This window comes from Streptosporangium sp. NPDC002607 (genome assembly GCF_053592655.1).
This window is the reverse complement of the sequence record NZ_JBSFWD010000023.1, coordinates 63670-77346: the sequence shown is the minus strand read 5'-3', so window position 1 is coordinate 77346 and position 13677 is coordinate 63670. Positions and strand designations below refer to the sequence as shown.

Below are 13677 nucleotides of genomic sequence, written 5' to 3'. Positions count from 1 at the left end.
GGCTCGTGCGTGCGGCGCTCCTGTTTTCACGACCTGAGGAAAGCACCCTCACCCGCGCGAGGGCGGGCGCTCATGCGCGCGCGACCACGTACGGGGCGATGCTGGAGAGCTTCTCGCAGGTCTCCTCGTACTCGCGCTCGGGCGTCGAAGCGGACACGATGCCGGCGCCGGCCCGCAGCCATGCCCGGCCGTTCTCGGCGTAGAGGGCACGCAGCACCAGGGCGGCGTCCATCGACCCGTCCCGCGAGACGGTCAGGACGGCACCGGAGTAGAGCTCGCGGCGCTCCTCCAGCCGGGTGATCGCGTCGATCGCCTCCGGCTTGGGGATGCCGGAGGCGGTCACGCCGGGAAACAGCGCGTCGAGCGCGTCCCAGCAGGTGCGGCCGGGGGCCAGTTCGCCGCTGACACTGGAGCCCAGATGCTGCACGCTGCCGCGCTCCTTCACCGCCATGAAGCCGGTGACCCGGACCGTGTCGGGCGCGCACACCCGATACAGCTCCTGCTGCGAGGTGCGCACCGAGACCGCGTGCTCGAAGATCTCCTTGGGGTCGCTCTCCAGCTCGTGGCGGGTCAGTGAGTCCGTGCTCTCCCCCCGGCCGAAGGCTCGCGTGCCGGCCAGTGGCTGGGTCGTGACCGTGCCGTGCCCGTCGACACTCGCCAGCACCTCGGGGCTGAACCCGGTGGCCTGGAAGCCGTCCAGGTCGAGGAGGAACGAGCGGGCCGGGGTGTTGGCGGCACGGCCGCACACGTACGTCGCGACGACGTCGACGGGGAACGGGATCGGCAGCCGGCGGGAGACGATGACCTTCTGGTAGAGCCCGGCGGCGATCTCGGAGATCGCCTGGGCGACCCGCGACCGGTAGTGGTCGCCGTCGGAGCGCACGTCGACCGGCGACGGTGCCGCGATCCGGGACGCGCCGGGGGCGGACAGCAGCTTGGCGACCCGCTCGGCCTCGCCGGCGTCGGCGCTCACCACCAGCGCGCGTCCCGCCTCGATGCGCACCTCGGTGCGAGGCACGATCAGATGGGCGAGCCGGCCCGCCGGGTCGCTCGCGGCGAACTCGAACGCGATCCAGCCGTAGGCGTTCCAGGCCGGCCAGGGGGCCGCGCCGAACACCGCCTCCAGTGCCGCGGCCGGCCGGCCCGACCAGGCCTCGTCCACGGAAGGCCCGTCCAGCCAGCGGCTGCGCACGACTCCGGGTTCGAGGATCACCTCGCCGGACACCCCGCCCGCGAAGGTCCACAGGCCCGGTCTTTCGTACACGGTGTAGTCGTCGAACAGCCCTGAGCCGGCCAGACGGGCGACCAGGTGCAGCGGATCGACCGGGCTGTCGACGACCACCTCCGTGCGCATCTCATCTGTACTGATGCCAAACGACACAAGATCCACCCCTCTGAGGGACCGGAAAATCCGATCAATTTAGGTAAGGCTAACCTTGTGCCGATTTAATAGGCAAGGCTAACCTAACCTTCAGGCGGGGCGGCTGTCCGGCCCCGGACCCACAAAGAAAGAGTTGAGCGTGCGGGAACAGCAGGACGTCGCACGGCGGCGCGAACTGATGCGGCGGATGATGGCCGAGGCGGGGCTCAGCCCCGGCAGGGACCGGATCGTCCCACGCCGGTCCGGCGACCCCGCACCGCTGTCCTACGCGCAGCAGAGCATGTGGCTGCACCATCGGACGTTTCCCACCAGCCCGGCCTACAACGTCTGCCTGCTGGTGCACATGTCGGGTGAGCTCGACCCGGAGGCGCTGCGCGAGGCGCTGCGCGCCCTCATCCGCCGCCACGCGGTGCTGCGCACCGTCTACGACGACCATGACGAGAACGGGCCGGTGCAGCACGTCCTCGCCGACGACTCCCTCGACCTTCCGGTGCGCGACTGCGCCGACGCCGAGGCGCGCGCCGGGCGACTCGCGGCGCTCCCCTTCGACCTGCGCGTCGAGAGGCCGATCCGGCTGGAACTGCTCCGGCTCGGCGCGCGGAGGTACGCCCTCGTCCTGGTCGTGCACCACATCGCCTGGGACGGCATGACCTGGGGTTCGCTCTCACGCGACCTGTCGGCGATGTACCGGGCCGCCGTCCTGGGGGAGCCCGACGGTCTTCCCACGCTGACCGTCCAGTATCCGGACTTCGCCGCCTGGGAACAGGGCCGCCCGCCCTCTCCAGAGGAGATGGACTACTGGCGGCGGCGCCTCGACCCGCCGCCCGCGCCCCTCGACCTGCCCGCCGACCGCCCGCGGGGCGCGACCGTCTCCGAGCTGGGCGGGCGCCGGGCCCGCCGTTTCGACGACGCGGTCACCGAGGGGATGCGGAAGCTGGCCGCCGCTGAGAACGTCACCCCGTACATGGTGATGCTCGCCGCCCACGCGGTGCTGCTGCACCGCTACACCGGCGCCACCGACATCGCGATCGGCTCGGCGGTCATGAACCGCGAGCACACCGAGATCGAGCGGCTGGCCGGCAACTTCGGCAACACCCTCGTGCTCCGCACCGACCTGTCCGGCGCGCCCACCTTCCGCGAGGTCCTGCACCGGGTCCGTGACACCTGCACCGAGGGGTTCGCCCACCGGACGCTGCCGTACGACACGATCGTCCAGGAGCTGCGGCCCGCCCGGCAGCGCGGCAGGTCACCGTTCTTCGACACCATGCTGCTCTTCCTCACCCAGGAGATCGGCGACCTGGACCTGCCGGGCGTCACCACGAGCTGGACGCACATCCACAACGGCACCACCCACTTCGACCTGTCGCTTGAGGCATTCGTCAGGCCACAGGGCATGACCGTCGAGGCCACCTTCCGGCGCGAGCTGTTCGACGACGAGCGCGTCGACGCGCTCCTGGTCCACCTGGAGACGCTGCTTGAGAGCGCGCTGAGCCATCCGGACCTGCGGATCGCCGACCTGGAGCTGCTCGGCGCGGACGAGCTGGCCCTGCTGGCGGAGTGGAACGACACCGCGTGTCCCGTCCAGGACACGACGGTGACCTCCCTGTTCGAGGAGCAGGTCGCACGCACCCCGGACGCGGTCGCCGTCGAAGGTGGGGTCGGCGGTGGGGTCGACGGTGGGGTCGACGGTGAGTCGGGCACGCTCACCTACGCGGAGCTGGACCGGCGGGCCTCGGGCCTCGCCCGGCTGCTGCGCGAGCGTGGCGCGGGACCTGACCGGGTCGTCGCGCTGGCCCTGCCCCGTACCCCGGACCTGGTGGTCGCGCTGCTGGCCGTGCTGAAGTCCGGTGCCGCCTACCTGCCGCTGGACACCGACCACCCGGCCGACCGGCTGGCCTACATGATCCAGGACGCGGGCCCGCTCTGCGTGATCGCGACTCCGGAGACCGCCGCCCTCCTCCCGGAGGGAACCGCCGTGCTGACACCGTCCGGGTCGCTGCCCGAGCCGGAGCCGTCACACCCGGCCCGAGGCGGCGACCTGGCGTACGTCATCTACACCTCGGGCTCGACCGGCCGCCCCAAGGGGGTGGCCATCCCGCACTCCGCGCTCACCGCATTCCTGCTCACGATGCGGGAGCGCCTGGCCCTGGGCGCCGCCGACCGGCTCGTCGCGGTGACCACGATCGCCTTCGACATCGCGGCGCTGGAGCTGTACATACCGCTGATCAGCGGCGCGACCGTCGTGCTGGCCGGACGCGCGACCGTGCGCGACCCCGCGGCGCTGGGCGGCCTGCTCGCCGGGGCGACCATCGTCCAGGGCACCCCGTCGCTGCTGGGCTCGCTGGAGCCGGCCGCCCTCGCCGGGCTGCGGGTGCTCGTCGGCGGCGAGGCCCTGCCGGCCGCGCTCGCCGGGACCCTGCACTCGGTGGCGGCGTCGGCGGTCAACGTGTACGGACCGACCGAGGCGACGGTCTGGGCGACCTCCGCCGACCTGCCGGCGACGGGGATCGGCCGCCCGTTCCCCAACACCCGCGCGTACGTCCTGGATCCCGCGCTGCGCCCGGCGCCGGTCGGCGTCCCCGGGGAGCTCTATCTCGCGGGCGAGCAGCTGGCCCGCGGCTACGCCGGCCGCCCGGGGCTGACCGCGGAACGCTTCGTCGCCGACCCCTTCGGCCCGCCGGGCGAGCGCATGTACCGCACCGGGGACCTGGCCCGCTGGAGCCGCGACGGGTCGCTGGAGTACCTGGGGCGCGGCGACGACCAGGTGAAGATCCGCGGATTCCGGATCGAGCCCGACGAGGTGCAGGCCGTGCTCGCCGCCCACCCCGGTGTCGCGCGGGCCGCCGTCGTGGTCCGCGAGGACAGCCCGGGCGAGCGGAGACTCGTCGCCTACGTCGTGCCGCGCCCCGGCTTCCGGGAGGCGGACCTGCGGGCCGCCGCGGCCAGAGTGCTGCCCGAATACATGCTGCCCGGTGCGGTGGTCACCCTTGAGGAACTGCCGCGGACCGTCAACGGCAAGCTCGACCGGGCCGCGCTGCCCGCACCCGGGGTCCAGGTGTCGAGCCGGGGGCCGCGCGACGACCGCGAGGCGGCGCTCTGCGCGGTCTTCGCCGAGACGCTCGGCCTGGACACGCTGGGGATCGAGGTGGGAATCGACGACGACTTCTTCGCGCTGGGCGGCCACTCCCTGCTGGCCACCCGCCTCGCCGGCCGGGTGCGCGCCACGCTCGACGCCGAGCTCACCATCGCCGACGTCTTCGAGGCGCCCACCGTCGCCACGCTGGCGCCCAGGCTGGTGCGGGGCACCCGGCCGAGGGTGCGCGACGTGACCAGACCCGAGGTCGTCCCCGCCTCGGCGGCCCAGCGCGGCTTCTGGTTCGAGGAGCGGCTGCGCGGCCCCTCGGCCGCCGACGCGCTCCCGCTCGGCCTGCGCCTGCGCGGCCCGGTCGACGTCGACGCGCTGCGCGCCGCGTTCGGCGACGTCGTGGCACGGCACGAGGCGCTGCGCACCCTGCTGGTGGAGGGCCCCGACGGGTTGCCGGTCCAGCGTGTCCTGCAGGCCGGCGGGGTCGCGTTCGACGTGGTGGACGCACGCGGCTGGACCGAGGAGCGGCTGCGCGCCGCCGAGGCGCGGGCCGCCTCGCACGTCTTCGACCTCGGTGCCGACCTGCCGATCCGGGCGACCCTGCTGCGTGTCTCCGCCGAGGAGTCCGTCCTGGTCGTGCTCCAGCACCACGCCGCCGCCGACGAGTGGTCGTTCACGCCGCTGCTCGCCGACCTGTCTCGCGCCTACACCGCCCGCGGCGCGGGCACCGCGCCGGACTGGGCCCCGCTGCCCGTGCAGTACGCCGACTACGCCGTCTGGCAGAGCCGGACCGCCGAGTTCGCCGACCAGCTCGCCTTCTGGGAGCGGACGCTCCATGAGCCGCCCGAGGAGAGCACGCCGCCGGCCGACCGGCCCCGGCCCGCCGAGGCGAGCCACCGGGGCGGGCTGGCCTCGTTCGAGCTGCCGCTGGCCGGTGCGCGCAGGCTGGCCCTGGAGACCGGAACCAGCGTGTTCATGGTCCTGCACGCCGCCGTGGCCGCGCTCCTGCACCGGGCGGGCGCGGGCGACGACGTGGCGCTCGGCTCGCCCATCGCGGGCCGGGCGGACGCGGACCTCGCGGACCTGGTCGGGGTGTTCGTCAACCTCGTCGTGCTCCGCACCGACCTGTCGGGCGACCCGACCTTCACCGAACTGCTTGAGCGGGTCCGGCACACCGACCTGGCCGCGTTCTCCAACTCCGACGTGCCGTTCGAGCAGGTCGTGGAGCGGCTCGCGCCGGAGCGCTCGCTCGCCCGCAGCCCTCTGTTCCAGGTGATGATCGTCCACCAGCGGCTGGAGGACGTGCGGCTGCGGCTGCCCGGCGTGCACGCCGAGCCGTTCCTGCCCGAGACCGGTGGCGTCAAGTTCGACCTGGACATCTACTTCGCCGAGGGCGAGGAGCGGATCGAGGGGTTCGTCGCCTACGCCACCGACCTCTTCGACGCCGGGACCGTCACCGGCCTGCTAACCGACCTCGGCGAACTGCTCGATCGGGTCACCGAGGACCCGGCGCGGCGCCTGTCGTCGCTCGGCGCCCCGGTCACCAGGCCCGACACCGTCCGCGAGTTCCCCCCGCTCACCGTCGCCGAGCGGATCGAGGCACAGGTGGCGCGCACCCCGCACGCCACGGCCGTCGTCTGCGGCGACACCGCGCTCGGCTACGCCGAACTGGACGAGCGGGCCGAGGCCCTCGCCGACCGGCTCGCCGCCGCGGGAGCGGGCCCCGAGAAGATCGTCGCGATCGCGCTGCCCCGCTCGGCCGAGTTCGTCGTGGCGCTGCTCGCCGTGCTCAAGACCGGTGCGGCCTACCTGCCCATCGACACGACCTATCCCCGCTCCCGGATCGAGATGATGCTCGGAGTCGCCCGGCCCCTGCTGGTGGTCGGCGCCGACGAGCCGCCCCTGGACGCGCCGCCCCGCGCCCGGCCCCGGCCCCACCCCGACCACCCCGCGTACGTGATCTTCACCTCGGGGTCCACCGGGACGCCCAAGGCCGTCGTCGGGACCCAGCGGGCACTGGCCAACCGGCTCGCCTGGGGCGCCGATCTCGCCGCGGTCGGCGTGCGGGTGGCCAAGAGCTCCCCGGCCTTCATCGACGGCAGCACCGAACTGCTCGGCGGCCTCATCGCCGGTGACACCGTCGTCGTCGCGGACGACGAGACCGCCACCGACGCGCTCGCCCTGGCCGAGTTGATCCGCGGCCACGGGGTGAACCTGGTGACCGTCGTGCCGAGCCTGCTGGCCGCGCTCCTGGAGACCGGGGAGCTCGGCTCCGTGACCACGTGGGTGAGCAGCGGCGAGGCCCTGCCCGCCGCCCTGGCCGAGCGGGTCCCCGCCCGGCTGGTCAACCTGTACGGCTGCTCGGAGGCGGCCGGGGACAGCCTGATCGCCGAGGGCGGTGGCGGGCTGGCCCCGATCGCCAACACCGTCGCGTACGTGCTGGACGCCGGGCTCCGCGAGATGCCGGTCGGCGAGCTCTACCTGGCCGGAGACGGCCTGGCGCGCGGATATCTCGGTGACCCGGCCCGCACCGCCGAGAGGTTCGTGGCCAACCCCTTCGGCCCGCCGGGCTCGCGGCTCTACCGCACCGGCGACCGGGTGCGCCGCCGCCGCGACGGCACCCTGGACTTCCTGGGCAGGGCCGACGACCAGATCAAGATCCGTGGCTTCCGCGTCGAACCCGGTGAGGTCGAGGCGGTGCTCGCCGCCCGGCCCGGCGTACGGCAGGCGGCCGTGGCGGCCCGCTCGGGTCCGCGCCTGGTCGGCTACGTCGTGGGTGAGACCGGCCTCGACCTCGACGCGCTGCACGCCGGGCTCGGCGAGATCCTGCCGGACTACCTGGTCCCCTCCGTGCTCGTCGGCCTCGACCGGCTACCGCTCACTCCCAACGGCAAGCTGGATCGGCGGGCGCTGCCCGAGCCCGCGGCCCGCGAGGGCAGGGCGCCGCGGACCGACGCCGAGCGCGGCCTCGCCGGGCTCGTCGCCGAGACCCTCGGGCGGGACGGCGTCAACGCCGACGACGACTTCTTCCGCACCGGCGGCGACAGCATCAGCGCGGCCCTGCTCGTGGGACGCGCCCGCCGCGCGGGTCTCTCCTTCACGGTCCGCGACGTCTTCCGGTCGCGTACCGTCGAGGCCCTGGCCCGGATCGCGGTGGCCCTGCCCGGTGACGTGCCCGGTGATGTGCCCGCCGACGCCGCACGGGCTCACCCCGAGGGCGTGACGGCCGGCACCGCACCCCCGCTCGGCGCCCCCGGCGGGACCGTGACGGCACCCTCGGGCGGGTCGTCCGAGTCGCGGGCCGAGCTGCCGCTCTCGCCGCTGCAGGAAGGACTGCTGTTCCACCTGATGCTGGCCGGTGAGGACCGCGACGTCTACGTCCAGCAGGCCGTGGTGACCCTGTCAGGGCCCGTCGACCCCGGCCGCCTTGCCGGGGCCGCGCGCCAGGTGCTGCTGAAGTTCCCCAACCTGCGGGCCGGGTTCCGCACCGACGGCGGCCGGGCCGTGCAGTTCGTCCCGGAGCGGTTCGAGGTCGACTGGACCTATGCCGAGACCGGCGAGGCGGAGGCGCTGGAGGCGTTCGTCGAGGCACAGCGCGCCCGGCCGTTCGTCCCCGACTCCCCGCCGCTGATCCGCTTCGCGCTGGCCAGGGTGGGCGAGGACGACTTCCGGCTGGTGCTCACCTCCGAGCTGATCCTGCTGGACGGCTGGTCGGGTGGCCTGCTGGTCACCTCGCTGCTGGAGTTCTACACCGACGCCGACGCCGAGCGGGACCGCCCCGTGGTCGGTTTCCACGCCTACCTCGACTGGGTGAACGGGCAGGACCGGCAGGCCGCGATCAAGTCCTGGGGCCGCGCTCTGGACGGGCTCGACGAGCCGACTCTGCTCAGGCCCGAGTCGGCCGACCGCCCCGCCGACCTCGCCGGTGCCGGGGAGGTCCACCGCGCGCTGCCCGAGGGCCTCACCGCCCGGCTCGGTGCCCTCGCCCGAGAGTCCGGGCTCACCCTCGCCGCCCTGTACGAGAGTGCCTGGGGACTGCTGCTGGCGGGCCTCACCGGCCGTGACGACGTGGTCTTCGGCGTCTCGGTGTCCGGTCGCCACCCCGACGTCGACGGCGTCGAGTCCGTCGTCGGGCTGCTGTTCAACACGGTCCCCGTCCGGGTGCGGGCCGGCGCGGCGGACCCGCTGCGCGCCGTGCTGGAACGGACGCAGACCTTCCAGTCGGAGCTGTTCGACCACTCCTACGTCGCGCTCGCCGACGTGCAGCGGGTGACGGGCCTCGGGACCCTCTTCGACACCCTCTTCGTGTTCCAGAACTTCCCCGGCATGCCCACCGACCGCGGCTTCGGCCCCGGAGGCGACGTGCGGGTGCTCGGCCGCCAGGTCCGCGACGCGACCCACTACCCGATCACCATGGTCGTCGAGCCCGGTGCGGGCCTGCGCGTCATGTACCGGGGCGACGCCTTCACCGAGGCCGAGACCGAACGGCTCACCGACCGGTACGTGCGGGTCCTGGAGACGCTCGCCGCCGCGCCCGAGACCCCCTGCCACCGGCTAGACCTGCTCCTGCCCGAAGAGCACGACCGGCTGCGCCGGGACTGGGCCGAGGCCGAACGGCCCGTGCCCGACCTCACCATCGCCGAGCTGCTCGCCGAGCAGGCCGAGCGCACCCCGCACGAGCTCGCCCTGGTCTCCCAGCCCGGCGTGCGGCTCACCTACGCCGAGCTGGACGCCGCCGTCAACCGCCTGGCCAGGCTGCTCAGGGCGCACGGAGCGGGCCCCGAGCGGGTGGTCGCCCTGGCACTGCCCCGGTCGGCGGAGATGGTCGTCGCGCTGTTCGCGGTGCTCAAGACGGGCGCCGCCTACCTGCCCCTGGAGCTGGACTACCCGGCCGAGCGGCTCGACTTCATGCTGACCGACGCCGCCCCGGTCTGCCTGGTCTCGCACCGCGACATCGCCGCCGGACTGACCTGCCCGGGTGACTCGATCCTGCTCGACGACCCGGCCGTACGGGCGAGGCTGGCCACGCTGCCCGGCACCGGGCTGACCGGGGAGGAACTGCCCGATTTCGGCCGGGCCGTGCCGGGCCGGCTGGACCATCCGGCGTACGTGATCTACACCTCCGGCTCCACCGGGCGCCCCAAGGGTGTGGTCACCCCCTATCGGGGTCTGACCAACATGCAGTTCAACCACCGGGCCAACATCTTCGACCCGGTGGTGGCCTCGGCCGGGCGCCGGCTGCGGATCGCGCACACCGTGTCGTTCTCCTTCGACATGTCGTGGGAGGAACTGCTCTGGCTCATCGAGGGCCACGAGGTGCACGTCTGCGACGAGGAGCTGCGGCGCGACGCCGAGGCGCTCACCGAATACCTGCGGCGTCACCGGATCGACGTGATCAACGTGACGCCGACCTACGCGCAGCAGCTCCTGGAGGAGGGGCTGCTGGAAGGGGAGCACCGCCCGCCGCTCGTGCTGCTGGGCGGCGAGGCCGTCCCCGTGGCGGTCTGGGACCGGCTCGCGCAGGCCGAGGGGGTGCTCGGCTACAACCTCTACGGCCCGACCGAGTACACGATCAACACGCTGGGCGGCGGCACCGAGGACAGCGCCACGCCCACGGTCGGCAGGCCGATCTGGAACACCCGCGGCTACGTGCTCGACGGCTGGCTGCGGCCGGTACCGTCGGGCGCGCCGGGAGAGCTCTACATCGCGGGCGCGGGCCTGGCCCGAGGCTACCTCGACCGGCCTGGCCTGACCGCCGAACGGTTCGTGGCCGATCCCTTCGGCGGCGGCCGGATGTACCGGACCGGCGACCTCGTACGGGTGCGCCAGGACGGCAACATCGACTTCCTGGGCCGTACCGACGAGCAGGTGAAGATCCGCGGCTACCGGGTCGAGCTTGAGGAGGTCGAGAGCGTGCTGGCGGCCGAGCCCGGCGTCGGGCAGGCGGCCGTCATCGCGGTGGGCACCGACGTGCCCGGTGTCAAGCGCCTCATCGGCTACGTGGTGCCCGACGGCGCCGCGCGGCCCGACGCCGAGCGCGAGCACCTGGCGGAGTGGCGGCAGATCTACGACGCCGAGTACACCGAGATCGGCACGGCGGTCCACACCGAGGACTTCGCGGGCTGGGACAGCAGCTACGACGGGCTGCCCATCCCGCTGGAGCACATGCGCGAGTGGCGCGACACCACGGTGGCCCGCATCCAGGACCTCAACCCCCGGCGGGTCCTGGAGATCGGCGTCGGCACCGGCCTGCTGCTGTCGCGGCTCGCCCCCGGTTGCGAGGAGTACTGGGGTACCGACTTCGCGGCCCCCGTCATCGCCAAGCTCCAGGCGGACCTCGGCCCCGACTCGCCGGTACGCCTGAGCTGCCGGCCCGCTCACGACACCGCGGGGTTGCCCGCCGGTCACTTCGACACGGTGGTCGTCAACTCCGTGGTCCAGTACTTCCCGGGTGCCGGATACCTCGCCGACGTGATCGCCGCCGCGATGGACCTGCTCGCCCCCGGTGGTGCGCTGTTCATCGGCGACGTGCGCGACCTGCGGTCGGTGCGCTGCCTGCACGCGGCGATCCAGCTCGGCAGGGAGGGCGGCGCCGGCGGCGCCGACATCGGTGCGGCGGCGATCGACCGGGCGGTGCGGATGGAGAAGGAACTCCTCCTCGACCCCGCGTTCTTCGCCGCCCTCGACCTGGCCGCGCGGGTGGAGGTCCGTACCAAGCGCGGCGTCCACCACAACGAGCTCAGCAGGCACCGCTACGACGTGACACTCTGGAAGTCACCCGCCGAGCCACCCGCCGTGCCCCCCACCGAGGCCTCCGTCGTGGACTGGGCGGGCCTCGACGACCTGGCCACCCGGCTGTCCGGCGGTCTTCCCGGGCCGCTCAGGGTGCGTGCCATCCCCGATCCCAGGCTCTCCGCCGAGCTCGCCGCGCTACGCGCGATCGAGGGCGGGGCCTTCGCGGGGGAGGCGCGCGAGCTGCTGCGGGCATCCCCGCGGGGCGTCGAACCCGAACTGCTGTACGCGCTCGACCCAGGCGTGGTGACCACCCCCTCGGCCGAGATCGGTCACTACGACGCGGTCTTCGGCGGCGGGGCCGCCTTCCTGCCGGCCGATCCGGAGCGCAGGCCCGCGTCGTACGCGAACAACCCGGCGGCGGCCCGCGACCACGGGGCGCTCGCCGCCCGGGTGCGCGAGGGGCTCAGGCGGCGGCTGCCCGGCTACATGGTGCCGAGCGCGGTCATGACGCTGGACGCGCTCCCGCTGACCGTCAACGGCAAGCTGGACCGGCGGGCGCTGCCCGCCCCCGACCGGCAGGGGCCGCGCGGTAGTGGCCGCGCCGCCAGGACCGCCGTGGAACAGCTGCTGTGCACGCTCTTCGGCGAGGTGCTCGACGTCGCCGGCGTCGGGATCGACGACAACTTCTTCGAGCTGGGCGGGCACTCGCTGCTGGCGACCCGGCTGGTCGGCAGGGTCCGCGCGGTGCTCCGCGCCGAGCTCGCGATCCGGGACCTGTTCGAGGCGCCGAACGTCGCCGAGCTCGCCACCCGGTTGCACGACAGGGCCGGTGTCGCGCTCAGGCCCCCGCTGACTCCCCGGCGGCGTCCCGAACGCATCCCGCTGTCGTACGCGCAGCGCCGGCTCTGGCTGCTCGACCAGATCCTGCGCGAGGACGAGGGGCCCCGCGAGGCGTACCACCTGCCGCTGGCCGTGCACCTGAGCGGCGAGATCGACGTGGCCGCGCTGGAGGCCGCGCTCGGCGACGTGACGGCCAGGCACGAGAGCCTGCGGACCGTCTTCGCCGAGCACGAGGGCGTGCCATACCAGCGGGTCCTGCCGCCGGAGTCGGCACGCCCCGCCCTGGAGATCACGACCTGCTCGCCGGAGGAGGTGATCGCGCGCCCGTTCGACCTGGCCACCCAGATCCCGCTGCGGGTCGCGCTCATCCCGGAGGGGGAGAACGAGCACCTACTGCTCGCGGTCTTTCACCACATCGCGTTCGACGAGTGGTCCTTCGGGCCGTTCGCCAGGGACGTGGCGCGGGCCTACGCCGCGCGGCTGGACGGAGCGGCGCCCGTGGGGGAGCCTCCTGCGGTGCAGTACGCCGACTACACGCTCTGGCAGCGTGAGCTGCTCGGCGATCCGGTCGACCCGGGCAGCCCGCACGCCCGCCAGCTCGCCTACTGGGCGAAGGCGCTGTCGGGCATGCCGGCGGAGATCCCGCTGCCGGTGGACCGGCCCAGGCCGGCCACCGTCGGCCAGCGCGGCGCGACCGTGACCAGGCAACTGCCCCAGGCGCTGGTCGAGCGGCTCCGCGGGCTCGCGCGCGGGACCCAGGGGAGCATGTTCATGGTCTGCCAGAGCGCGGTCGCCGCGCTGCTGCACCGCGCGGGCGCGGGGGATGACATCCCGCTGGGCAGTCCCGTCGCGGGCCGCACCGACGAGGCGGCCGGTGACCTGGTCGGCTTCTTCGTCAACACGCTCGTGCTCCGCGCCGACGCCTCGGGCGACCCCTCCTTCGCCGAACTGCTCGCTCGCGTCCGCGACACCGACCTGGCCGGTCTGGCCAACCAGGACCTGCCGTTCGAGGCGCTCGTCGAGGCGCTGCGGCCACCCCGGGTGCCCGGCCGCAACCCGCTCTTCCAGGTGATGGTCGGCTACGAGAACCAGGCCATGGGCGAGGTGCGCTTCCCCGGGCTGCGGCAGCGGGAGGCGCTCTTCAGCCCGCCCGCGGCCAAGTTCGACCTGGACTTCATCTTCAGGGAGCGGGCCGAGGAGCTCCATCTCGTCGTCGACTACTCGGCCGACCTGTTCGAACCGGCCACGATCGACACGATGCTCCGCGCGCTCCTCGACGTGCTGGAGACCGTCGCGGACGACCCGGAGACGCGGCTGAGCGACCTGCCGGTGGCACTCGAGGCCCGTACGGTCACCCAGGCCGGCGCCGGGCACGCCGTCCGGCGCGACGACGACCGCGAGGCGCTGCTGTGCCGGGCGTTCGCCGAGGTCCTGGAGGTGGACGCGGTCGGGCCGCACGACAACTTCTTCGAACTGGGCGGTCACTCGCTGCTCGCCATGGAACTGGTGCGCCGGATCCGCAGGGAGCCGGGCTGCGCCGGAATGAAGATCGCGACGCTCATGACCGCCCAGACCGTCGCCGAACTCGTGAACCGGCTGGAATAAGGCGCTTCACACGGCCTTCAAAGATTGCTAA

General features: G+C 73.7%; 2 protein-coding genes. One reads left to right on the top strand and one right to left on the bottom strand.

The window, feature by feature from the left end; all coding sequences use genetic code 11:
* Nucleotides 1-70: 70 nt before the first annotated feature.
* The gene (locus tag ACWD3H_RS25160) at nt 71-1354 is read right to left on the bottom strand and encodes a salicylate synthase (RefSeq protein ID WP_451956709.1); all 1284 of its coding nucleotides are present in this window, start codon (nt 1352-1354) and stop codon (nt 71-73) included.
* Nucleotides 1355-1520: 166 nt separating this feature from the next.
* Between ACWD3H_RS25160 and ACWD3H_RS25155 the strand changes: the two genes are divergently transcribed.
* A complete protein-coding gene (locus tag ACWD3H_RS25155; RefSeq protein WP_451956708.1) occupies nt 1521-13646 on the top strand; it encodes an amino acid adenylation domain-containing protein in 12126 nt (4041 codons plus the stop codon).
* Nucleotides 13647-13677 lie beyond the last annotated feature (31 nt).

Bases quoted from the DNA above. Each gene is read 5' to 3' on its own strand.
- ACWD3H_RS25160 (WP_451956709.1), bottom strand. From the start codon at position 1,354: ATGCGCACGGAGGTGGTCGTCGACAGCCCGGTCGATCCGCTGCACCTG.